The sequence below is a fragment of the Dysgonomonas sp. BGC7 genome, assembly GCF_001261735.1.
Lineage (GTDB): Bacteria > Bacteroidota > Bacteroidia > Bacteroidales > Dysgonomonadaceae > Dysgonomonas.
Map to the genome: position 1 here is coordinate 19,669 of NZ_CVRP01000003.1, position 25,612 is coordinate 45,280.

The 25,612-nt window shown below is 33.7% G+C and carries 18 protein-coding genes and 1 tRNA gene; 10 read left to right on the forward strand and 9 right to left on the reverse strand.

Annotated elements, in window-relative coordinates; genetic code table 11:
- Positions 1 to 28 precede the first annotated feature (28 nt).
- The 5 genes from BGC7_RS01835 to BGC7_RS01855 form a co-directional block, all read right to left on the reverse strand.
- The gene (locus tag BGC7_RS01835) at positions 29 to 352 is read right to left on the reverse strand and encodes a helix-turn-helix domain-containing protein (RefSeq protein ID WP_050699859.1); all 324 of its coding nucleotides are present in this window, start codon (positions 350 to 352) and stop codon (positions 29 to 31) included.
- An 846-nt stretch (positions 353 to 1,198) separates the two neighbouring features.
- Complete coding sequence (locus tag BGC7_RS01840; RefSeq protein ID WP_050699860.1) at positions 1,199 to 2,788, reverse strand: MFS transporter; 1,590 nt, start codon at positions 2,786 to 2,788, stop codon at positions 1,199 to 1,201.
- Between the two features lie 3 nt (positions 2,789 to 2,791).
- Positions 2,792 to 3,814, reverse strand: a complete 1,023-nt coding sequence (locus BGC7_RS01845; protein ID WP_199318962.1) for an HlyD family secretion protein — start codon at positions 3,812 to 3,814, stop codon at positions 2,792 to 2,794.
- 34 nt (positions 3,815 to 3,848) lie between these two features.
- Positions 3,849 to 5,186 (reverse strand): TolC family protein, encoded by a 1,338-nt coding sequence (locus tag BGC7_RS01850; protein ID WP_050699862.1) that lies wholly within the window; start codon positions 5,184 to 5,186, stop codon positions 3,849 to 3,851.
- 457 nt (positions 5,187 to 5,643) lie between these two features.
- Entirely contained in the window at positions 5,644 to 6,528 is an 885-nt protein-coding gene (locus BGC7_RS01855) for an AraC family transcriptional regulator (RefSeq protein WP_199318961.1), read from the reverse strand.
- 80 nt (positions 6,529 to 6,608) lie between these two features.
- Here BGC7_RS01855 and BGC7_RS01860 point away from each other — a divergent pair, with 80 nt between their 5' ends.
- The 4 genes from BGC7_RS01860 (at position 6,609) to BGC7_RS01880 (ending at position 10,517) form a co-directional block, all read left to right on the forward strand.
- Complete coding sequence (locus BGC7_RS01860) at positions 6,609 to 7,238, forward strand: cytidylate kinase-like family protein (protein WP_050700014.1); 630 nt, start codon at positions 6,609 to 6,611, stop codon at positions 7,236 to 7,238.
- A gap of 476 nt (positions 7,239 to 7,714) precedes the next feature.
- Entirely contained in the window at positions 7,715 to 8,302 is a 588-nt protein-coding gene (locus tag BGC7_RS01870; protein ID WP_050699865.1) for an MptD family putative ECF transporter S component, read from the forward strand.
- Positions 8,303 to 8,304: 2 nt separating this feature from the next.
- A complete protein-coding gene (locus BGC7_RS01875; RefSeq protein ID WP_050699866.1) occupies positions 8,305 to 9,048 on the forward strand; it encodes an energy-coupling factor transporter transmembrane component T in 744 nt (247 codons plus the stop codon).
- On the forward strand, positions 9,045 to 10,517 hold the full coding sequence (locus tag BGC7_RS01880; RefSeq protein ID WP_050699867.1) for an ABC transporter ATP-binding protein: 1,473 nt from the start codon (positions 9,045 to 9,047) through the stop codon (positions 10,515 to 10,517). The genes BGC7_RS01875 and BGC7_RS01880 overlap by 4 nt, the downstream gene beginning before the upstream one ends.
- Positions 10,518 to 11,230: 713 nt before the next feature.
- Here the strand turns inward: BGC7_RS01880 and BGC7_RS01885 are convergent.
- Positions 11,231 to 12,277, reverse strand: a complete 1,047-nt coding sequence (locus BGC7_RS01885) for a site-specific integrase (protein ID WP_050699868.1) — start codon at positions 12,275 to 12,277, stop codon at positions 11,231 to 11,233.
- Between the two features lie 1,046 nt (positions 12,278 to 13,323).
- Between BGC7_RS01885 and BGC7_RS01890 the strand changes: the two genes are divergently transcribed.
- Both BGC7_RS01890 and BGC7_RS01895 read left to right on the forward strand, forming a co-directional pair.
- Positions 13,324 to 15,681, forward strand: coding sequence for an AAA family ATPase (locus BGC7_RS01890; protein WP_050699869.1), 2,358 nt, complete (start codon positions 13,324 to 13,326; stop codon positions 15,679 to 15,681).
- Positions 15,674 to 16,705 (forward strand): hypothetical protein, encoded by a 1,032-nt coding sequence (locus tag BGC7_RS01895; RefSeq protein ID WP_050699870.1) that lies wholly within the window; start codon positions 15,674 to 15,676, stop codon positions 16,703 to 16,705. Before BGC7_RS01890 ends, BGC7_RS01895 begins: the two co-directional genes overlap by 8 nt.
- 411 nt (positions 16,706 to 17,116) lie before the next feature.
- On the opposite strand, the gene BGC7_RS01900 is transcribed toward BGC7_RS01895, so the two are convergent.
- From BGC7_RS01900 to ilvA, 3 genes are all read right to left on the reverse strand, one after another.
- A complete protein-coding gene (locus BGC7_RS01900; RefSeq protein ID WP_050699871.1) occupies positions 17,117 to 18,346 on the reverse strand; it encodes a site-specific integrase in 1,230 nt (409 codons plus the stop codon).
- Between the two features lie 238 nt (positions 18,347 to 18,584).
- A tRNA-Ser gene (locus tag BGC7_RS01905) sits at positions 18,585 to 18,672 on the reverse strand.
- A gap of 131 nt (positions 18,673 to 18,803) precedes the next feature.
- Positions 18,804 to 20,051, reverse strand: a complete 1,248-nt coding sequence (gene ilvA / locus BGC7_RS01910; protein WP_050700015.1) for a threonine ammonia-lyase IlvA — start codon at positions 20,049 to 20,051, stop codon at positions 18,804 to 18,806.
- A 333-nt stretch (positions 20,052 to 20,384) separates the two neighbouring features.
- Between ilvA and lepA the strand changes: the two genes are divergently transcribed.
- Genes lepA through speA form a run of 4 tightly spaced genes read left to right on the forward strand, consistent with a single transcriptional unit; the run spans position 20,385 to position 25,070 of the window.
- Complete coding sequence (lepA, locus tag BGC7_RS01915) at positions 20,385 to 22,172, forward strand: translation elongation factor 4 (protein WP_050699872.1); 1,788 nt, start codon at positions 20,385 to 20,387, stop codon at positions 22,170 to 22,172.
- Between the two features lie 7 nt (positions 22,173 to 22,179).
- A complete protein-coding gene (locus BGC7_RS01920; RefSeq protein WP_050699873.1) occupies positions 22,180 to 22,686 on the forward strand; it encodes a flavin reductase family protein in 507 nt (168 codons plus the stop codon).
- Positions 22,683 to 23,156: a GyrI-like domain-containing protein gene (locus BGC7_RS01925; protein WP_050699874.1), complete on the forward strand. Its 474-nt coding sequence runs from the start codon at positions 22,683 to 22,685 to the stop codon at positions 23,154 to 23,156. Before BGC7_RS01920 ends, BGC7_RS01925 begins: the two co-directional genes overlap by 4 nt.
- Positions 23,157 to 23,177: 21 nt before the next feature.
- Complete coding sequence (gene speA, locus BGC7_RS01930) at positions 23,178 to 25,070, forward strand: biosynthetic arginine decarboxylase (RefSeq protein WP_050699875.1); 1,893 nt, start codon at positions 23,178 to 23,180, stop codon at positions 25,068 to 25,070.
- Positions 25,071 to 25,612: the final 542 nt, after the last annotated feature.

The window sequence follows — 25,612 nt, forward strand, 5'->3', positions numbered from 1 at the left end:
CGTAGAAAAATAATTCTGCGGTCTTTTTTTATTCTTTTTCTTCTGTGACCTCAGCCATGTTATCGTTATCTCTAAAATGATCCCGAATAAATTTTTCTACGTTTTTCTCTGTGTAAAATATCTTGTGATGGATCATTATATAGGTCAATTCTCCTGCCGAACGGTAACGCTGTAAGGTGCGTTTGCTTACGTTCAGCATCTGGCATAAGTCTTGATTGTCCAAAAGCCGTTCACCATTCAGTACGTTATGTCGTCCGCTCATTATATCCATAAATTTATCTAATCGGTCAAAGCGTCCCATGAATTGCTCGAACCATGCCTGCATCCAACTCGTCAGATCATTATTTTCCATGTCTCATTATATTTACTTGTTTATATTTTCTACAAGTTTATTCTGTTTTGAAATGGAAAAAGTGGTACCTACCACTACAAGTACCACCATTTATCTTATAATTTATTGAATATAAACCTTGTTTTATTTATAGAGTTTGTCTACTTCGTTCTTATAAACTGCCAGAAGTCGCTCCAACATGGAAGAGGAATTCTTTTTGCGCTCCATTGTGCGAGTCTTACGACTATAAATGTTTTTGGGAATCTTAACATTGAACAGAAGCTTTAAACCATGTATAATTTCGGTAAAACTAATTAGTTCACCGGATGCTTTACGAATCAGTTTGATGTTATAAATAGCGATTGCTAGTTCTATTAGATCTGCGATCGTTCCTCCCCAGATATATGCAATAGGAGATGATCCTATTTTGCTTTTTAGTGGTACAGGGTGTAGTTTAGTCCATTCTAAAGCAATGGAAAGAAATGATAAACTACGAGCGATGTAATTTAGTATAGGAACTTTTTTTTTCTAACCTTTTATTGTTGAATATAGCTTGTATTCTATACAATTCTAAACGAGTGTAATGAATGATAAAATAAGCAGGTATTTCTTCTGTCTGGGAAGTGCAAAGTGAAGTAACTGTGTATATAAAGTCATCATATACTAATGAAAACTCTTGTTCGCTGGGGTTAAACGTTCCATCTATTTTTTTTAATAAACAGAACAACTGCGTGTTTACTAATCTTTTCATGGCTTTTATTTTTAAGTTTAACTTAAGATAGAGAGTTACACCCTATTTGAATAGTTCTCTATCTTATCTTCATTGTAGATTATATTACTCATTATGCGTTTTACATTTGCTTACCTCTAATAAGGAATGTTGCCTTTTCTTAATTTCAAAATGACATTTTTCATTTGAGGCAAGAGAAGTAAAATAACTATTACGAGAATCACACCTATCAACATTAGATCATAATAATCCCGGGTAGCACGAGCCAATATTTGTTGACCTATCATTTGATTAAATGAGTCTGTCGATACGGATTTTGACATATATATATCGTTACCTGCATTCATATATTGGTTTTGGATATCCTGTAGAGTAACAGGTAATTGAGGGTTAGTCTCCGTCAGAGTCTCTCGAACTTTTTCCCTAACAGTTGATTTTGTAAATAGTTGAAGTTCATTACTAAAAGCCAAACTAGCTGTAAACCCTATGAATCTTGCAAATATTCCCATAAGTGATGCATTAAAAGCAATCTTTGGTGGTGCCGAGGAGACGGTGAATGAAACAATCGGAACAAATAAAACACCAGTTGCAATACCATAGATAAACATAGGAAGAACGAAGTCGATTGTTTGTCCCTGTACAGAAACAAAAAGTATCATATAGACATAGTATAATGCCATTAAACTAAACCCAACTATGATAATTCTTATTAGGTTAAATCCCATCAATATAAATCGGGAGGTAACAAACGTAGCTAGAGCAGTCCCCAAAATTACTGTAATCCATATTGGAATACAATTGAGAGGATCATTTCCTAAAATAACTTCAAGATAACCATAAGCAAGACCGGTACTTCCTTTGAATATATAAAACGTAAAAAGCAATAATAGCCCAATAACAAAATTCTTCTCCTTGAAAATATGCAAGTTGATTAAAGGCCTTTTACGCTTCAATTCTCTAATAACAAAAAGTATAAAGATGACTAAATTGCTTAAACTGAGCCGAACTATTAATGAACTATCCAACCATCCTAATTGTCGTCCATATACAAGTATGTATCCTAATATTAAAATAAAAGACACATAAAACAAATAGCCTATCCAATCCACCCTATATAGGGGTATTTTTTTTGTAAATCTAGCTTTACTATTCATTGTAAGTACTAAAAAGAATGTCAAGATGATTAGTATGATATTAAATCCGTAAAAAAGCCAGTTAAAGTCAAAAAAATGAGTCACTATACTAGTATATATGGAATAAAATGGAACAGCAATTTGTATACTACCGTAAAGAAGGCTGTAGGCAATAACACGCGCACGTACAGACTGTAATCGTGGAAAAATAAGCTGTAACACAATACCTGACATCAACGCACAGGTAATCCCTTGAAAAAACTGACAAATAACGAATAGAGTCCAGTCTTTGAAATGAAAACAAACGACTGAACATATAGTATTTACAGTCAGTGCTATTAATAAATATTTCCTTGGAACAAAGTACTTTACAATACGAAAATCCAGTGCTAAAAAAGCCACAGTTGAACCATAAATAACCACCATACCATACTGGACATCGGTAGCTTGTACGCCGTAAAAGCCCATTGCTGCAACGGGACTGCTGTAAAAAGCAAAATTGAATAGGGAGGTTATCAGAATGGCAAATATTACGGATATTGCGAGCCATTCAGATACCCATGGTTTGAAAACTGGGATTTTATGTGCTTGCATCTTTTAATCTTTTAAAACGTATACATTGGCATTCATTCCCGGAGAGAGTTTTTCTAATTTTTCAGGCGTATCTGTAAGTTTGATTCTGACAGGAATACGTTGGATAATTTTAACAAAATTACCTGTAGCATTATCTGGTGGAAGCAAGGAATAACGGGAACCTGTTGCTGGAGAAAGCGACTCTATAACTCCACTAAATTTTTCATATGGAAAAGCATCGACATCTATAGATACAGCCTGTCCAATCGTGAAGTTAGCGATCTGAGTCTCTTTGAAGTTGGCCATAACCCATTTTTCTTCGGATTTGTTTACTAAGAAAGCTAACGTTTGTCCTGCCTGTATCAATTGCCCTTCTTGGATAATCTTTTTACCAATTTGTCCATCAAAAGGAGCTGTGATCGTGGTATATCTAATATCTAGTTCCTGTCTTTCAAGTAATGCTTCTTTGATTTTGATTTCTGCCTCTATTGCATTACGCTGTGCTCTGAAATCATTTAGTTTAGATTCGGCTACGAGTAAAGAAGCTTCTGCCTGATCATTATCTGATTGTGCAATAGACAAAGACGCACTGATATTGTCGAATTTTTGTTGTGTAGTAGATTCATCTGCCAGAAGATTTTTATAGCGGTCAAACTCCCTTTGTTGCTGATTCAGCCTTGCTTTTACACTTCTTAATTGAGCCTTTATAACCTCAATATTCTTGATTTGCGTTTCTTCATTTGCTGCTAGAATAGGTAATTTAGCTTGCGAACTCATCAACTCTGCTAACGCGACATCTTTTTTAAGCCCGTATTCATCAAGTTCAATAACCACAAGTGTATCTCCTTTTTTAACCTGCTGATTGTCTTTGTAATAAATCTCACTTATATATCCGCCGACTTTTGCATTGACAGGAGACAAATATGCATCGATCTGTGCATCGTTAGTCTGTTCATAACGGTAACCTTTAAAAAAATATATAGCTCCCCAGATAATGATTCCTATAAATAAGGCTATTCCAAACCATTTAGTTAGGATTAATATCATTTTATCCGTTTTATTTTTGTTCATAATGTTTTTATTAAATAATTCCTACAATTGCTAGTAGTCGGATGTGACTAAGTTTTAAGTTTGTTTGTGCCGTAGTTAGATTAAACTTTGCCTCTAATAATGTATTTTCTGCTTCCAAAAGATCTGTTAGAAGAGATTCTTGATTTAGATAACTATTTCTAATAACTCGAACCGTTTCAGCCGTTCTCATAATATTTTTTTCGGCAGTCTCAATAGCCTCCCAAGCTAATTGCTGTTGTAAATAAGCTTCTTTTATTTGAAGGGTTATCTCGTCTTTTTTTATGTTCGCTTTTTCTTTTGCCAGATTATTCGCGACCTGAGCTCGTGCAATGGAGTGTCTTCCCTTGTATAAATTATCTATAGAAAACTGCACTTTGATCCCTATTTGACCAAATCCCCATAAATCATTTGAATACGGATAAAACGAAATCTGAGGATAAGTATAATTGTAATTGGAATATAAGGAAACTTTAGGTAACAGTGTTGACTTAATCTGTTTGATATTTAGTTCACTCCATTTGATTTCACTATTGACAATCTTATACTCAGGAGATTGATTGAGTGCGATATAGACATAATCAGTATAATTAGACTGAGGAATGTTGTTTATTTCAATAGCACTTTGATAGCTGATAGCTAATTCCGCTTCATTTTCACGCCCCATTAGAATATTAAGACGCTGTTTCGCTATTTCAATCTTCTTGTCAATATCTGAAAGGTTTAATTCTAATTGAGACAATTTCACCGAGATTCTCAGTACATCACTCTTTAGCACAGTGCCATTTTGATGTAAGCTTTCTATTAGTAACAACTGTTTCTTTTCTGTTTCAATTTCTGCATCAAGAAAATCATGGAAGTGCAAAAACTTATATAAATTGAAATAAGCAACCGCAACATGATATTTTACACAGTGTTTTTGCAGTTCAACGTCATATTGCTTTCGTGTCATTTCTTCCTTCTTCATCACAACATTTCTTTTGTCTTTTCCTCCATCGAAAAGATTAAAGTTTAAGTTGTATCCCACTCCATACCCATAGCCTTTTACTGATACATCTTGTGGAGAGGAAAATAGTCCATCATCATAGATCAGAAATTTGGAATTGAGTTTTATATTTCCACCTATCGAAAGTTCAGGGAGCAGAAGATCTTTGGCTTCGAGTACCTCTAAATTGCTTTGCTGAAGACTTAAACTCGATAATTTTAGTTGTCGATTATTAGCTTCGGAAACTTTCCAAATTTCCTCCAAACTAAAAATTTGGGCGTTTTTTGAGTTCTGAGTATAGAGTAATTGAATAAATAGTAGCAATAGTGCTCCCAAAAATAAGATTCTCTTGTATTGTTGTTTCAAAATGATGTAATTATTAATATGTACGGCAAAATTACTCGTGATAATAAATTACTCTTTGCATATAATTAGCCTAATATTTATTGCATTTGGCCAGATTGAGGTTCTTAACCTGTTTATAATATATATTATTTATCAAAATCCTGATTTAAATCAGCTATATGTTATTTTTTTATGAAAGGCTCATTTACTTGAAAATAGAAAAAAATGATATCCAAGTTCTGTCTAATTATTGTATGAAGATACCAGAAAAAGGTTGAAGACAACAGGTAATAAAATTCTATTAAAAAAGTGTTCTGGTAAATATCGAGTTTAAGAATATTCAAGGAAGCATTACTATAATATGCCATTCGCTAATTCAGGGACTAGCCTAATGTTGGGTAGTGCCTCTTATTATGTAAAGTAATAAATATATTATTAAACGAAGAGTTTTTCGCCCTTAACACTAAACAAGATTTTTTTAATATCTGGCTTTCAAAGAAACCATTATCTGAAAATCTTTTGGACGCATATTGGTCAATTGATGGAAAACATTGCTGAAAGCAGAAAGGCTAGAATAGCCAATGCTATAAGCTATTTCTGTAATATTCATATTAGAATCTCTCATTAATTCCATAGAACGTATCACTCGTAACATTTTTAAGTATTGAACAAATGATATATGAAGCTTCTGTTGGAATAGACGAGTCATACTGCGTACACTCAGTCCAAAAAAAAGAGAAACTTCCGGCAATGTCATTGATTCATGAATATTATCTCGTAGATATTGAATTATTTCCAATGTTTTTTTATCCGTTGTCGTTGGCAATTGAATTGAAAAGCGTTTCAGATTTTCGTTCGATAATAAATGTTTCATGGTTAGTAAGAGTTCATACTTCCAAGTGCCAGGAAAAGCATTACCATCCCAACCTATTGTAAAATGAAGCATTTCATGTAATAAGGGACTAACAGGGTATATACCTAATTTTTGATAAAAAGGGTGCTCTAAATCATTTTCATCAACAAAATATATATTTTGAATATGTAAATCCTTCGTATTAAACAAAATACGATGCGGCTGCAATTTAGGAATCCATATATAATGATGGGAAGGTATATAATAGTTTGTAGTATCTGTTTGCAAATAGGCAATTCCACCAAATACAAGCAATAGCTGTCCTCTTTCATGTGAATGAAGGGGAATTTCATTTTCAATTTGTTGATTCATAACGAAAATAGAAGCATCAAGACTATCGATATTTTCGGATAAATAATTCAAGTAATTCATGTGGCCAAAATTAGCTAAAAATAGGCTTATTTTCAAAATACAACTATTGTTTTCCTCTCTACTTTTGTCAAGAATCATTAAATATAGAAATTGATGAAATAATGGACTGTACTGTTTCTCTTAGATGTAGTAAAGCTCAATTGATAAAAGATCAAAACATGAAGGATAATTATATAATTAATATCGAACATCAATTCGGAAGTGGCGGTTGGCAGATAGGTAAAATTTTATCAAAGCGGTTAAACTTTCTGTTTTGTGATAGTAATAAGTTGATTTCATTAGCCTCACTGCAGAGTGGGTTATCAAAATATTTTTTTGAAAAGATAGATGAAAATCACCAATTTATATTCGATATTGGATTACATGTATTGGGAATTTCCTCTCCATACAATAATTTCATGAATAATTATTTAAGTGAAGAAAATCTTTTTAAAATTCAAAGCGATGTTATTTACGATTTAGGACAAGAAAAATCGTGTGTATTCATGGGACATTGTGCAGACTATATTTTCCGTAATTATCCTCATGTATTAAATGTATTTATTAGTGCAGAACAGAGTGATCGTATACAACTAGTCCAAAATCACTATCAGACAACTGAGAAAAATGCACTTAAGCTAATAAAGAAATATGATAAACGACGAGCGAGATATTACAATTACTACAGTAACAAAGAGTGGGGAGTAATTGAATCATATCACTTATGTATCAATGCTTCTGCACTTGGAATTGAAGCAACTGCTGACTTTATTCAGAATTTTTTTAACCAAAAACTACAACAGTCATAAAAGCTAAACATTTAGGCTGCCAGAAGCAAACAATATACCTATTTGTAAATGACATATTTTGGGGCTATCTCTATTTTGAACAAAAGATCTAATAACTATATATCAGAAAGTTAGTTATGAATTAATTAAATAGACATGAAGACTATATCGGTAAATGAACAAATTGGAAATCTGCAGTTTGTACAAGAAATGCAGAAGGAAATTATTTGTTTATTATGTAGATTAGATATTCCTTATGACGAACTGGAGGTTTTGTTACCGTTAATTCTAAATAAGAGTGATAACTCATCTATAAAGAGTTTATTTCAATTGTATGCTTTTGAAGAAAAGGACTGTTGGAAAACCTGTAAGGTTATTAAAGGAAAATATAAAAACTCAGATATTTGTCCAAGCATACATAAGCATTTAAAAAACCATTAACGAGCTCCCTTACTAAGTTAAGGCCTCCATTTTCAATAAATAAAAACATTAGAAATATGAATAATAAAATTAATATCAAAGATTTAATAACTATAGGTGTTTTTGCTGCGATTTACCTAACTCTGTACTTTTTTATAATCTTTCTTGTCGTTATACCTGTGTTGGTACTTACTTCTCCTGCTGTTGCAGCATTAATTACAGGCATACCTTTCATGCTTTTCCTTTCAAAAACTGAAAAATTTGGAATGGTAACTATTATGGGGACGATACTTGGATTTATCATGTTTGTTACTGGACATGGATGGCCTGTTTTTATTATGGGTATGATTTGTGGAGGCTTGTCTGATTTAATTTTCAAATCAGGTAGTTACAAAAACTGGAAGAGTCTTTTAGTTGGATATTGTGTTTTCAGTTCATGGACAATAGGTGCAATATTAAATATGTGGTTGTTGGGAGAAACTTATGTAAGGCAACATCTTGGAGAAAGCTTCGGTTCGTCAGGAGTAGATTCTTTGGTCTCTTTAATTTCTAATTACTGGACACTGGTTCTAGTCGTTATTTTCTTAGTTATAGGTGCAGTTGCCGGGGCTTATCTTGGAAAAGCTGCATTAAAGAAACATTTTAAAAGAGCTGGTATCGTTTAATTATGTCTAAAAAAATATTACAATACAATGTAGCCGATAGCTACTTGAGACTTGATCCCAGAACCAAGCTCCTTTTGATGTTATCAGTAAGCTTTATCATGATCCTAGGAGGGACAAGCGGCATTATGTTTTGTGTTCGATTAACTTTGATTATAATCATATTCATCTTATTATTTATCAGTCAAAGATCTAAATATGCTTTATCATATGGAAGTCTATATCTTATTGCCTGGTATGCCGAGATGTATTTTATTGGTAAAACAAGCGGATTCATAAACTATATAGCAACCTTGTTTTCAATAATTGTCTTAAGATATATGCCTTGTATACTAACCGGTTATTATTTAATATCAACTACTCGCGTAAGTGAATTTATAGCTGCTATGGAGCGGATGAAAATAAGCCAGAAGATAATAATTCCATTTGCTGTAATGTTTCGGTTTTTTCCGACCATATATGATGAATCGAATTCAATTAAAGATGCAATGCACATGAGAGGTATTGGCTACAAAAGTCTAATCACAAGTCCAATAGTTTTTTTTGAATATAGGGTGATTCCTCTTTTAATGTCTTTGGTTAAGATTGGAGACGAATTAACAGTCGCTGCAATTACAAGAGGTCTAGGAAGTCCTGTGAAACGTACAAATATACATAAAATAGGATTCGGTGTGTGGGATATGTTATTTATAACTATTTCAATTATAGCACTAATCTGCTTTATATTATCTCAAGGAGGAGTATTATGATAGATTTGAGGAATGTCTGCTTTTATTATCCGGAAAGCACTAAAAGCGCACTAAAAGATATTAATGTGAAGATAAATAAAGGGGAGGTCATTCTGATTTGTGGGGAGTCAGGTTGCGGAAAAACGACAATAACACGACTGATAAATGGTTTGATCCCTTACTTTTATAAAGGCACTTTTTCCGGAGAGGTACTTATAAATGGGGTGGATGTCTGCGAAAATTCTATTTATGAAACATCTAAAAAAGTAGGTTCTGTTTTTCAAAATCCCAGATCGCAATTCTTTAACTTAGACACAACAAGCGAATTAGCGTTCGGAGCTGAAAATATGGGCTTAGAGGCTGAAGAAATTAAACAACGTATAAATAAAACAATTTCCGATTTCCAAATATACGATCTAGTCGATCGAGATATTTTTCTCCTTTCAGGTGGAGAAAAACAGAAAATAGCTTGTGCTTCTGTTTCTGTTTTGAACCCGGATATAATAGTTTTAGATGAGCCTACATCTAACTTAGATGTTTTTGCCATTGACGATATACGTATACTTATTGAAAACTGGAAAAAGCTAGGGAAGACTGTTATCATAGCGGAACACCGATTGTATTTTTTAAGGGGCGTTGCAGATCGTATTTTGTATATGAACAAAGGATGTCTCGAAAAAATATACACAGCCTCTGAATTTGAAGTTTTATCTCAACAGGAAACTGAAAACATGGGGTTGCGAACACTTTCGTTTCAAAGACTGATAGCTAATACAAATTCTTTACGAATAAACAATTCTGAGATTATATTCACCGATTTTTATCATCGTTATAAGCGAAATAAAAATTTAGCCCTAAATATAAATCGTTTGGCAGTTCCCGAAGGGGCAATTATTGCTGTTTTTGGGCAAAATGGTGCAGGAAAATCAACATTCGCCAGATGTCTTTGCGGACTAGAAAAAAACTTTAAGGGTAAAATAAAATTTCAAAATAAAGAATTTAAGAATAGGCAAAGAATAGACAAATGCTACATGGTGATGCAAGATGTGAATCATCAATTATTCACTGAAAGCGTTATGGATGAAATTTCACTTAGCCAAAAACAATCAAACGAGGGACAAGTGGGGAAAATAATGAGAAGTCTAGATTTAGAGGATTTCAAAGATCTACATCCGATGTCTTTATCTGGCGGACAAAAACAAAGGGTCGCGATTGCAAGTGCAATTGCAAGCGAAAGAGATATAATTGTATTTGATGAACCGACAAGCGGGTTGGATCTACACCATATGTATCAAGTTGCAACCGATCTACAACAACTTTCTGATATGGGAAAAACCTTGTTTATCGTATCTCATGATTTGGAGTTTATTTTTAAGTGTTGCAATTATTATATTCATATAGAAAAAGGAGAAATCAGAGATAGCGGTTATTTAGATACATCTGGTTCAGAAAAAGTTCTTTCTTATTTCTCTTCTGCTTTAAAATTATAGGATGTATCTAGCTAATCATAAGGCTCTAATCACTAAAAAAAGGAAATATTGTTCATGAAAATCAATTATTTTAAAATAATCTCGAACTGAAACATCGGTAAATAATCTAAGAACACAAACCTTGCAAATAAAAATTATAAATTTCTATGAGAGGCAGATATTGAATACGAATATTTCCCAAATGGGCTTAAAGAGGATATTATTTGTGCAATCTCAGCAAAAACGAATAGACCGAATTGGAAGACACAGTACATTTATATTCATTTTGCTACTTGTGAAAAATGAAGGGTCGAGTTGGGTGAACATAAAATATAAAGCCGTATATTTTTTACAACTGCATTATGTCACTTCACCTCAAAAATATCTAAGCCTCAAAATCTGCAAGACGTTGATCTCAACTGCCTGATATATTTAGAAAAGTAAGAATTTCAGTTAGAGAACAAAAAAATATTAGCAAGAGTCGCTGTAGATATGGATGATACTCCAAGTTAATGTATTAGATCGTTGATTACTAAATTATATGTTGAAGCCAATCAAAAAAAATATATTAGAAATCTGAACAACGCAAGGATTATTTTCTACCTTTACAAAAGGTAAGTCGCTCTTTACATAGTTAGAAAATTAAGCATATCTAAGAACCAAGCTGGTTGCTAAATCGTTACCTGTTGCTGAAAACAAACTCATAAGATATTCATTTTCAGATTATAACAAAATCATATATGTCTTGCAACGTGAAATGTTAAATTTTTTCGGATATCACAGACTTCTGCTATTTCCTTCAGATATTCATTAGTCTTCTGATTGGTATATGTGCTAAATATTAAATCTGCATTTTGGGTGTTTAGATATTTTCCTATCAGTTGTATGGGGATGGGTAGTAACGGGATATAGGACATTACGTCGGTTTTCTTTCTTTTGATGAATATCCAGGAGCTGCCATCATTCATTTTTTGAATATTGTCTTTTCGTAGATGGCAAATCTCAGCAAATGATAAACCAGTGTAGCAAGAAAATATAAACAGGTCTCTAACCAAGGTTAAACGCGGTGTTTTAAACTGTTTCTGGCGGATACGGTCTATTTCCTCTTTGGTGAGAAAGACCGGCTGCTTTTTATCAAACTGGTATGTATAGAATACGAAAGGGTTGGATGAGATCACCTGCATTTTTTGTGCATAGATAAAAATAGCCTCCAACTTCTGCATGAATTTTTGTGCGGTATCATTCGAGCAACTATGCTCTTCTCGAAGGAACAGATAAAATTCCTCTAAAAATCGCAGATTGACCTTGCCTATCGGAATATCTGTCACTTTATATTTTTCTTCAATAAAATTTTGTAAACGTCGCCAAGTTAGTTCATATCTGTAATAGGTTTCTTTTGTTAAATTCTTCCCTATCCTCGATTTCAAATGTTTCAGATGATATTCGAACTGATGACCTAACAAGTCATGGTCTTCGGGTGTTAAGTATGCATTTTTGACCATTTGAGGAAAAATCCGATCATACTTCCCGGACAATTCTCTATAATGGCTATACAGTTCCATACGAATAGTAGTTAAACAGTCATTAATCTGAAATGCCGCAGCTGTGCGTCCAGAAGCTTTGCCGCTTTTCTGGTTCCAAAGATGAGGGAGGATTTCTTGTTGTGTACTAAACTGAAGATATTCTCCATCTATTGTTATTCGCACCATAATTGTGCAATATCCATTCTGTTTGACTTCATTTTTCTTAATAAAAAACAAAATACTGAATGTGCTCTTCATTCTTTATGCTGTATTTCATATGAATAACTAAAAAATCATACCTGAAAATTTCTAATTTCCTAAGTATGATTTCAGTATATTTAGCTTAAGTATATATCTATAATAATCTGTTAACAAGAAATCTACACATCTAAGGTTCTATCTTCATGAATATTACGGGTATTGGCTTAATTGACTGTTTATTAAATAAATAAAAGCAAAATGATCTTAATCCGTCATTTTGCTGTATTTTAGTTGTGGAGAATAACGGATTCGAACCGTTGACCCTCTTTTTGAAATTGTTAAAATACAGATGATATTTCTTTGATATGCCCTATTTTATATGAATATTAAGGCAAAGAATGTAGTAGTACAAAGATAGGTTCTGTTCTATATAAGAACAAATAATTTCACATCTTTTTTCTGATATTTAATATATTAGAAACTCATTATTATTTATATCCATTTTAGAAGGATTATTATATATATCAAATAGCATAAGGAAAAATATAAGAATCTTTAGATCATAGACTGTTACACTACAGCATTAATTTAAAGCATAAAAGATAAGTTAAGATCCCACATAAAACAGAACAGATAGCTCTGTTTATAAATCAAATAAATAACATAAACAAAATCTGGTATTTTTCTTAGATGCATTGAATCTATATATTTTATAAAACCAAGAGAAATTATTACCGTACAACAAAAGATGTCTAACATTCTATTTTGTATATTTGTTGAAATTCTGTTAGACTTTAAAGACTTCAATATATGCTAGAAACACTTCTACTCTTAATTGCATAAGGAATTACTACAGGTGCAACGTCTGAAGGTGGACAACACTCCTAGACAAACCGAAAGAACATTTAGCATTATTATCAAAAGACAATTATATTGAAGTTGTAGTGGCTCTTGAAGAGTTTATCGCGAAAAATATATTGATATTGAATCTCTAAGCTTCGCCATAAACAAGATTAAAGAACATTATAAAGAGAAAAAAGCTAAAGAACATACATTTAAAGAAGCTTTAGCTATTTATGATATAGAAATAAATTGACTTTAATATGAATAAACAATTTAAAATAATAGCGATTAAACCCCTAGAAGGTTGTGCCTCGTATATTTTAAAAAGATTACAAAGAAATCGACTTTATTATTTATGCAATGGGTATGAAATATCTGAGCATGATATTAAAATCGTAGGAAAAGATATACTAGATAATAATTTTTTTCAGATAGAAGAAGGTAAGCCTTATATTAATATCTCTGCCATTGTTGGGAAAAATGGAGATGGTAAAAGTTCTCTTATTGAATTAATGATAAGAATTCTGAACAATATCGGAAAACTTTTAGATTTTGAGAATAAAAATGAAACTCTCTCATATGTAAGGGGAGTCTGTGGAGAAGTGTATTATTCTATTTTGGAGAATGACAAAGAATATACCTATCGAATCAATTCTACTTCAAAGAATGGTATTAATATATTAAAAATAAAAGATTATAGTACATCTAAAGAATTAACAGTATATGTTGATGATGAAGGAAAACCTATACTAAATGATTCTGTTAGTAGGCAACAATATGAATATCTTTTAGAGAAAATGAAGGCATCTTTTTTCTATACTATTGTTTCAAATTATTCTCTATATTCCTATAATGTGAATGAATTATCTCCTAAAGAAGGAGAGTGGATAAAGAATGTTTTTCACAAGAATGATAGTTATCAAACACCAATAGTGCTACATCCTTATAGGAACAACGGAAATATTGATGTCAATAACGAATATTACTTGTCATTGCAAAGGCTTCTTTACTTATTTTCCAAATATGAATCCTTTCGCTCTATAGGGAATCAAAAAGTAGAACTATTAGCTTTAAAAAGAGTTACACAATCAAAGCTTCTGAGTGATACTTTTAAGAGATATTTCGAGAGTATAAAATCCAAGAATCTACTAAATAAAGAAATCGAATTAATAAAAGGACTTGATAAACAGTCAAGAGATGAATATTTAGAAGGTATACTTAAAATTTTAGATAATGATATCTTCATCAAAGTTGAAGAGTTAACTCTAAAAGGAGAAGGTGTAACCTATAAAAATAGTATATCTGATATAGAGATATTACTTAATAATTTAAACTATAGAGGTAATATCCCGATAAAATTAAATGTGGCTCAATATCAGAGAATAATACTTGTTCAAGAATTAAGTGATTTACTATTAAAAAAATCATTGAATAGTTACACAGACTTTAAATATCAAGATTTTCATTATTGGCAGAACAACAATAATCCAAAACCTAAGTCTGAAAGACAATTGACCTGTGAATATATTTTATATAAAATAATTCACATTTTCGAAAGATATCCAGAATATAAAGGCATTCTTGATATGTATGAAAACCAATGTTTTTTTCTTTATCAACCAGATAACGTACTGCAATACCGAAAAAATGAATTAGAACGTGGCTTGCTATTAGTAGAAAAAGGTATTAGAGAAAAATCACATATAACACTCAAACTTAGACAAGCGATTAATTACCTTAAAAATATAGATAAAGAAATTACTTATTTTGATTTGGAAGAAGAAACAAAGAAATCGCTATCAGAATTTGAAATTATTAAAAAGAAAACCATAGGTTCGGATTCTGAATATTTAATTTCATTAGATATATTGAAAGATTACTTAGAGCTTGAAATTGAAACTACAGATAGGCTGGAATTATTACCTCCTCGTATATTTGATACTGAGATTTATATAAAACAGCAAAAAGACAATGAATATACACCTCTATCTCTTATCAGTTCTGGTGAAAGACAGATGTTATATGTTATCAGTTCCATTATCTATCACTTACAGAATCTAAACTCTGTCTCCGGTGACTTAATCAAATATAACAATGTAAATATTGTATTAGAAGAGGTTGAATTATATTTTCATCCTGAATATCAAAGACAATTTATAAAATATCTGATTGATACTATAAATAAATCGAATCTCAGTCATGAAACTTGCATAAACCTGACTTTTGTTACCCATTCTCCATTTATACTTTCAGATATACCTAAACAAAATGTCCTATTCTTAAAAGATGGTATACCGAATTATGATATGCAAGAGAATACCTTTGGGGCTAATATATACGATCTTCTACATTGCAGTTTTTTTCTCGAAGAATATAGCGGAGACCTTGCTCTTATAAAGATTAAGAATTTAATTGATGAGATAAATTCTATCCAAAATAATGCTTCAAAGTTTAAAGTTGAAAATATTGAACAAAAAATAAAATTAGTGGGCGAACCTTTTATAAGAACTCAGTTATATCGTACATTGTATGAAATAGTTGGAGACAAAGATAAATTTAAGATTATAGAGTTAAGAACAGAATTGGAAGAACTCGAAAAAAGAATAAAAAATGATTAATATACCATATAACGATATTCTAGCAGAGAATCATTGGGAGAAAATAAAGGATCACCTTGTGAACCGAATAAAAGAGGTATTAAAACAAGGTTATACCAATAAAAGGAAATATAAGGTTCGAACACAATGTAGATCTTTTTTAAATAACTTATTGAAAGAAGACCCTGTAAATTCAGCAAATTATCCAAATTTAAGAGAATTAGTGATTTCACACCCTAACAGACTGAGAGATATTATTATACAATATAAAAATGATTATCCAAATCTTTTTATTGGAAATAAAAAACAACCCTGGAGTAGCTTTAAAAGGATCATTTATAACATTTTCATTGATAGCTGCTATGATAATGCAATTTTCTCGAAAAAAGATTTCATCAAGAATATTGATATAAATACTTGTACTTATTGTAATAGGGGATATATCTACAGTGTTCATTCTCATAGTGGGGATGTTAAGCCTCAAATTGACCATTTTTATACTAAAAGTATTTATCCTTTCTTGGGAATATCATACTACAATTTAATACCATCATGTTCTGTTTGTAATGGTTTTGGAGCAAAAGAAGAACATGACCCACTACTCTTTACAGGAAGAGACGTAAATGCTAATTTATCCTATCAAGAGCAATTAATAAATCCCTATGAAATAGCTACAGATGATATTAAATTTACATTTAATTTATTGACACCTAATTTATTTGGCAATTTCATTAATATAAATATACAAACGCCAACAAAAGGATATAATAAATTTCTAAAATTAAAACAGTTTTATAATGGACACACCGATCATGTTGAAGAATTAATTTTTAAATCAAAAATTAAATATCCAAAATCATATAGAAATACAATTGAAGAATTATTTCGGAAAGAAGGACATGCCATAAGTACTAGTTTCTTTTATAGAATTCTAATCAATAATTATGTGTTTAAAGAAGAACTCCATAAAAGACCCCTATCAAAATTATATAGAGATATAGCTTTGCAATTAAGAATTATTACCCCGGAAGATATAACACCATAACCAAACAGCCAATATTACATTCTTGAGGTATCATAAATTATAATAGCAAAGACTTAATCTGGCCGTGCTTTTTTATGATTCTCAGGTTTCTATTATAAGTTTACACCTTCCTCAATAACCTTTTAATAAACTGATAAAAAACACTAACTAATCATTCTCAATTTCATCAATAGAAATATAGAAGCCGTTTTCGAAACATTATGAGCAAAAAATGAAAGCTTGCTTTTTTGTATATTCTCTAATTTTCCCGTTGTATTTTCAATCAGATTACATAATATTTAGACAAAATCAAGAAATGAAGTTATGTTACAGAATATTACATTATCAAGACTTAATATTTATATTTTGCAATCATTCAGATTATAACTCAAACAAGTAGAAACGCTCGAATTTTTAATATTAATATATAAGTCAATCAAACCTTATACTATCCTGAGCTTTCTCCATATCTCTCATTATACTGCTATCAAGAATTTGAGCATAATGGCGTGTCATTTTAGTATCCGAATGCCCCAACATTTTAGCAACATTCTCTATCGACACACCATTGGCAAGCATCAGGGTCGCAAATGTGTGCCGGGCTGTGTGCGTCGAGACTTGCTTATTAATTTCGCACAAGTCAGCAATCTCCTTGATGTAAGCATTCATCTTCTGATTACATAACACAGGGAGCAAAACATTCTTCTCCTGACATCGAGTATGGCTCTTGTATTTTTCTATTATTTCTAAAGGAATTTCCAGCAAAGGAATATTACACATATTCTTTGTTTTTTGCCGTTGTTTTCGAATCCATTTATTGCCGTTAGTATCAATAGAAATATGATCGTGTGTCAATTGTTTGACATCCGAAAATGCAAGACCGCTGAAACAACAAAACAGAAACACATCCCGTACTTGTACCAAGCGCTCAATAGTGAATTCCTTATTATAGATCTTTTCAATTTCATGCTTTTCCAGAAAATCTCGCTCAACAGGTTGTAATGAAAATTTGATATCTATAAACGGATCTTTTTTTAGCCATTCCTTCTGAATTGCAATCCTTGTTATCTTCTTAAAATTTTTCAGATATTTTGTAGTAGAGTTATGATTGCATTTTCGAACAGTTTTCAAATACAATTCATAATCCTCTATGAATTGTCTATTCATTTCATCGAGATAGATATCATCCTTTTTATAGGTCTGCTGTATAAATTCTTGAGTATGTTTAAAACTGGTTTCATAACGGTCAACTGTTGCTGGTGACATGTCTATACCGGCAAGCTTGTGGCACTTTTCATTGTGTTCACGAAAGACCTCAAGCAAAGTATGCCGTTCCGGTTTATCTTTTCCTAAAAAACGATTAATTACCGCCTCAGCAGTAATACGTTCAGTATCGTCTTGTTCGAAGTCCCGGTGAATCCGAATAAACTTCGCCCGAATTGAATCGAGGTACATATTCAACTCTTTCGCAAGAAGAGAACGCTCGTACGCCTTACCCTTAGCGGAATCCCATAGTTTTGGATTAATTGTTTTCTTAGCAGTTGTATCCCCTCTGATTCCATCTACGGTGACTCTAATAACTATCGCAGCTTCGCCATGTTTGTTAAGTCTTGTACGACGAATATAAAATGCTACGCTGAAAGTGGATCTTTTTTGTGTCATTTCTGAATGCTTTTATTAATTACAAAGTTACAGTATCTAGGTGAAACTAAAACCATGCAAAACATTGAATAACAGCGGAAAAGAATCCAATCTGTGGGCAATTTTAGAAAATATTTTCTGCCCACCAGATAACCCACAGATATACTTCTGTATTATGCACTTTTCTTCTTTCGATAAAAAAGAAAAATCGCTGTAAGTGTGCAACTTACAGCGATTCAACTTCTTTTTCTATGCTACTTGGCGGAGAGAGAGGGATTCGAACCCCCGGAACCTCGCAGTTCAACGGTTTTCAAGACCGCCGCAATCGACCACTCTGCCATCTCTCCAGTACTATTTAGTACAGCGCTTTCCTTCAAAAGCGTTGCAAATGTAGGCCTTTTTTTTGTTTCTACAAACAAAATCCGATGTTTTTATTCACATTTTTCACAATAGCCTATAAATCAATTAATTTATTTTATTACACGATATATCTACCCAAATCACTATTAGGATCTAAAACTGTAAAATCAAGCCCATACTCAATCATTCGTGCAATCAGCCCATTATAATCATCAATAGTCTCCAGCTCAATCCCCACAAGAGCAGGACCATTTTCTTTTTCATTCTTCTTCATATACTCGAACCGCACAACATCATCATGCTCTCCCAATACCTTATTCACAAAATCCTTCAAAGCATTTGCCCTCTGAGGAAAACGAATAATGAAATAATGCTTCAAGCGCTCGAAAATCAAAGATCGCTCCTTTATTTCCTGCATACGGTCTATATCATTATTACTTCCACTTACAATACAAACTACATTCTTTCCTCTTATCTCCGAAGCGTAATGATTCAGAGCCGAAATACTTAAAGCTCCCGCAGGCTCAACCACGATGGCATTTTCGTTATAAAGCTTCAATATCGTACTACAAGCCTCTCCCTCGGGGACTAAACAAACATCATCCACCACTTCCGAACAAATAGAATAAGTTATATCCCCTACTCTTTTCACAGCAGCACCATCCACGAATTTGTCTATATTCGCCAAAGACACCGGATGACCTGCTTGCAGAGCAGCTTTGAGGCAAGGAGCTCCCTCTGGTTCTACAGCTATAACTTTAGTGTTTGGAGAATGCTCTTTCAGGTATGCTCCTACTCCTGAGCACAAACCGCCACCACCTACCGGTATAAAAATATAGTCAATATTGATATGGGGGGCCTGTTTGAGTATTTCCATCCCGATTGTACCCTGACCTTCGATAATACGAAAATCATCGAAAGGAGGAATAAAAGTCATACCGTTTTCTTCTGTATATTGTATTGCTGCCTGTGCACAATCGTCGAAAGTATCACCCGTAAGAACGATCTCAATATATCCATTACCAAACATTTTCGTCTGCTTTATCTTTTGTTTCGGAGTTATTTTAGGCATAAAAACAACACCTTTCACTCCCAACTCGTTGCAACTATAAGCAAAACCCTGAGCATGATTCCCCGCACTCGCACAAGCAACACCTTTGTTCAACACACTTCTGTCAAGGCTGCTTATCATATTATAAGCCCCTCTGAGTTTATAAGAACGTACAACTTGTAGATCCTCGCGTTTCAAGTAAATATTTGCCTCAAAAAACTTAGATAAAGAATTAATATACTGTAAAGGAGTTTCCTTAACCACTCCTTTTATCCTATCTTTTGCACTATCAAAATCTAAACCAAACGATTTCATCAAAGCTCCCTTCCTGTTATTTTCTAATAATGAATAATAAAAGTGCAAAAGTAGGAAAATAATAAAGCCTCCAACTATAATTTTAACTAAAACCTGACAAACTTATACAGATATTTGCAAAAAAAACGAAAACAAATCCTTACTGCACTGAAACATATACTAAACCAAAGATAAAGATATCAGCATTTTCTCTTAAAAAATTCTTTATTTCTACGTTGCACAAATAGAGAATAACAATAAAACCATTCATATCTTTTTCGTATATTTGCGCTCTAATTTGGGGTAGTATATCTATTCCTTTTTTAATACGATAAAAGAAGATATTATTATAGGATGAATAAAATACGAAATTTTTGCATTATTGCACATATCGATCATGGTAAGAGTACACTTGCAGACAGGCTTTTGGAATACACAAAAACCGTTGAAGGCAAAGACCTGCAAGCACAGGTACTCGACAATATGGATCTCGAAAGGGAGCGGGGCATTACCATCAAAAGCCACGCCATACAGATGGAATATGTGTATAAAGGTGAAAAATTTATACTCAATCTTATAGATACTCCCGGACACGTCGATTTTTCATACGAAGTATCACGCTCCATAGCCGCCTGCGAAGGAGCTCTCCTTATTGTAGATGCAGCACAGGGAATACAAGCTCAGACTATTTCGAATTTGTATATGGCTATTGAGAATGATCTGGAAATAATTCCTATACTCAACAAAATAGACCTACCCAGTGCGATGCCCGACGAAGTAGAAGATCAAATCATAGAATTATTGGGCGTAAAACGAGAAGAAATAATACGTGCCAGTGGGAAAACAGGAGAAGGAGTATATGATATACTAGATGCTATAATAGAACGTATACCTGAGCCAAAAGGAGATCCGGAAGCCCCATTACAGGCTTTGATCTTCGACTCGGTTTTCAACTCATTCCGTGGCATCATAGCCTACTTTAAAGTTGTAAATGGCTCTATAAAAAAAGGAGACATGGTAAAATTCTTTGCCACAGGTAAAGAATACGATGCTGATGAAGTAGGAGTACTTAAGCTAACAATGTCTCCACGCGATGAAATTACTTGTGGAGACGTAGGTTATATAATATCAGGTATAAAAACCTCGAAAGAGGTAAAGGTAGGAGATACCATCACACATCTAAAAAATCCATGTAAAGAAGCGATTGATGGATTTGAAGAAGTAAAACCGATGGTGTTTGCCGGAGTATATCCGATAGAAAGTGAAGACTTTGAAGATCTGCGAGCCTCATTAGAAAAGCTACAGCTAAATGACGCATCACTGACCTTTCAGCCCGAATCGTCTGTTGCTCTTGGCTTTGGATTCCGTTGCGGATTCTTAGGGTTGTTGCACATGGAAATCATTCAGGAACGGCTCGACAGAGAGTTCAACATGGATGTGATCACCACTGTACCCAACGTGTCTTATATAGTTCATGACAAGAAAGGCAATACGAAAGAAGTACACAATCCGGCCGGACTACCCGATCAGACATTAATCGACTACATAGAAGAACCTTACATACGTGCATCTGTGATAACAAACACAACGTATATAGGCCCTATAATGACTCTATGTCTGGGTAAGCGAGGCATTCTTATCAAACAAGAATATATATCGGGAGACCGTGTCGAAATCATCTATGATATCCCTCTCGGAGAGATCGTTATAGACTTCTACGACAAGCTGAAAAGTATATCGAAAGGTTATGCTTCGTTCGACTATCACATGCACGATTATCGAGAAGCCCGCCTTGTAAAACTGGACATATTGCTCAATGGAGAATCTGTCGATGCTCTATCTACACTTACACATATCGACAATGCCGTCAACTTTGGACGACGGATGTGTGAGAAACTAAAGGAACTGATACCTCGTCAGCAATTCGACATTGCTATACAAGCCGCTATCGGCGCTAAAATTATTGCCCGTGAAACAATAAAAGCTGTTCGCAAAGACGTTACAGCAAAATGTTACGGAGGCGATATTTCACGTAAACGTAAGCTGCTAGAAAAACAAAAAGAAGGTAAGAAACGTATGAAACAAGTGGGTAACGTAGAGGTACCACAAAAAGCCTTCTTAGCAGTATTAAAATTGGATTAAATAAGAGATGACACAATTTAAAGAAATAAATATAAAAGACTTTACGCCCGATTCATTTGGTCTGAAAAACAAATGGATGCTGGTTACAGCAGCTAAACCTGATGGTACCGTAAATACTATGACTGCCAGTTGGGGAGGCTTTGGAGTAATGTGGAACAAAGAAGTCGCATTTGTAGTAATACGACCTCAGAGATATACACGTGAGTTTGTAGAAAGTACAGAATCATTTTCTCTTACTTTCTTCGACAAAAAATATCTTAAAGACCTGAGCTATCTGGGCAAAGTTTCGGGCAGAGACGAAGATAAAATAAGTAAATCGGGACTAACCGTATTGAAGGACGAAAATATTCCCTATTTCGGAGAAGCTCAAATTGCAATATTTGCAAAAAAACTTTTTGTGCAGCGTATAGAAGAGTCTGCTTTTCTCGACCAAGAAATTGTAGATCACTGGTATCCTCAAAAAGATTTTCATTACTTATACATAGCCGAAATCACTAAGATATTGGAACAATGAAAAAGGAAGAAGAAGTTACATTAGAAAAATTTACCGTAGCAGGTATCTCCGTGCGCACTACGAACCAAAATCATCAGTCGCAGGAAGATATTACAAAACTGTGGGAAGCTTTTTTCAGAAATGCTTACATACAGCAAATGCTACCCAACAAGGTATCTGACGACATCTATTGTATCTACACTGATTATGAGAGTGACTATACAGGCCCTTATACAACAATACTGGGCTATAAGGTATCTACTGCTGAAGGGATACCCACCAACCTCAGTCTCATTATCAGGGATATTCCCTCGAGCAAATATTGCAAATATATATCGGAAGGAGAGCTGCCATATGCTGTTGGCAAAACATGGGCACATATATGGCAATCGAATATAGACAGGCGTTATCTTGCCGATTTCGATGTTTACGGAGCAGAATCCAAAGACCCGAAAAACGCGAAGATAACTACCTTTTTATCCATTAAATAATTTATTACTTTACAAGAAAGAATGAGAAAATGGCGCGTCGAAGACTCATCGGAACTGTATAACATACAGGGATGGGGTATTAATTACTTTTCTGTCAACGAGAAAGGTAACGTAGTCGTAACTCCGCGAAAAGACGGAGTAGCTGTTGATTTGAAAGAACTGATGGACGAACTGCAACTTCGTGATGTATCAGCACCTGTATTAATCCGCTTTCCGGATATCTTGGACAATCGTATCGAGAAGATATCCACATGCTTTAAACAGGCTGCCGAAGAATACGAATACAAGGCACAGAATCATATTATATATCCTATCAAGGTGAATCAAATGCGCCCTGTTGTAGAGGAGCTTATAAGCCATGGTAAGAAATTTAACATAGGACTCGAAGCCGGATCGAAGCCGGAGCTTCATGCAGTGATAGCGATCAACACCGAGTCTGATTCTCTTATCATCTGTAATGGGTACAAAGACGAGAGCTATATCGAACTGGCGCTTCTGGCTCAGAAGATGGGCAAGCAGATATTTATTGTAGTGGAGAAACTAAACGAACTGTCTCTCATTACCAAAGTTGCCAAAAGATTGAAAATAGTTCCTAATATAGGTATCCGTATCAAACTGGCAAGTTCGGGCAGTGGTAAATGGGAAGAATCGGGTGGCGATGGAAGCAAGTTTGGACTCAACTCGAGTGAACTGCTTGAAGCCCTTGCTTTTCTCGAAAAAGCAAACATGCAAAACTCGCTTCGTCTTATCCATTTCCATATAGGAAGCCAAATAACAAAAATACGCCGTATAAAAACAGCTTTGCGCGAAGCTTCACAGTTTTATGTACAGTTGCATAGTATGGGATTCAATGTAGAATTTGTCGATATAGGTGGAGGACTTGGCGTGGACTACGATGGCACACGCTCTTCGTATAACGAAAGTAGTGTAAATTATTCTATTCAGGAATATGTAAACGACTCTATAGCAACTATGGTGGATGCTGCCGATAAGAACAATATCCCCCACCCCAATATAATTACCGAATCGGGAAGATCTTTGACTGCACACCATTCGATACTCGTATTCGAAGTATTGGAAACTGCTACACTACCCGAATGGGACGAAGATGCAAATATCTCGGAAGACGATCACGAATTGGTGAAAGAGTTATACGAAATATGGGATAATGTATCTCAGAGCCGCATGCTCGAAGCATGGCACGATGCCCAGCAGATAAGAGAAGAAGCATTAGACTTGTTTAGCTTGGGCTTACTAACCCTAAAAACAAGAGCTCAGGTAGAACGCCTGTATTTCTCTATAGCCCGCGAAATATTTCAGATAGCAGGACGGGCAAAACATGCTCCGGAAGAACTGAAGCAGCTATCGAAATTGTTGCCGGATAAATATTTCTGTAACTTCTCTCTGTTCCAGTCTCTACCCGACTCGTGGGCTATCGACCAGGTATTCCCTATCATCCCTATCCATAGACTAGACGAGAAACCAGACCGTACAGCAACTTTGCAGGATGTGACTTGCGACTCGGACGGAAAAATAGATAATTTTATATCTAACGGCAACCAATCGTCATACCTGCCTGTTCACTCAAAGAAAAGAAACGAACCTTACTATCTGGGAGTCTTTCTTGTGGGCGCATATCAGGAAATATTGGGAGATCTACACAACCTATTTGGCGACACAAATGCCGTGCATATATCTGTAGACAAAGAAAGTTATAAAATAGAGCAAATGATAGATGGAGAAACTGTAGCTGAGGTTCTTGACTATGCTCAATACAATGCTAAAAAGCTTGTAAGAACTGTTGAAACATGGGTAACAAGCAGCGTAAAACAAGGAACAATAACAGTAGAAGAAGGTAAAGAATTCCTTTCCAATTACCGTTCCGGTTTGTATGGATATACTTACTTAGAGTAACATAAAATCAAAAGCCCCTTTAGCTAAAAAGCTAAAGGGGCTTTTTTAATTTTAATCAATACCTTTTTATAAATTCAGAAATTCCTTTACTGTTTCTGATAGGTTTCATCCTAAACCCACAATTATCGATTTCACCTATACCATATTCACGAAATCGATAACAATCATTTATAAAAAACACCTATCAGTAAATAAGCACATTACAAAAACATCCTCGAGGCTCTCGAGAAGCAAACCAATTTATTTTTATATTTTTTATAAAAAAGAGACAAACAAATGTGTACAATTGTTTGTAGAGAATCAAATATGATATACTTTTGCCCCACATAATAGACAGAAGACAAATATAAAAAACTAAAACATTTTTTGTTTTTTAATACTCAAAAAGAAGACAACACATAATAATTTTATTTTAACAATAATATCTGAAGACAAAGTATTAATTCAAACATCTTTTATACGATTTCTATTAATTGTAATTCATTGAATTTCTCTGAATAGAATTCTACAGTTCCCTATGCGATACAATTTAATAAAGACCC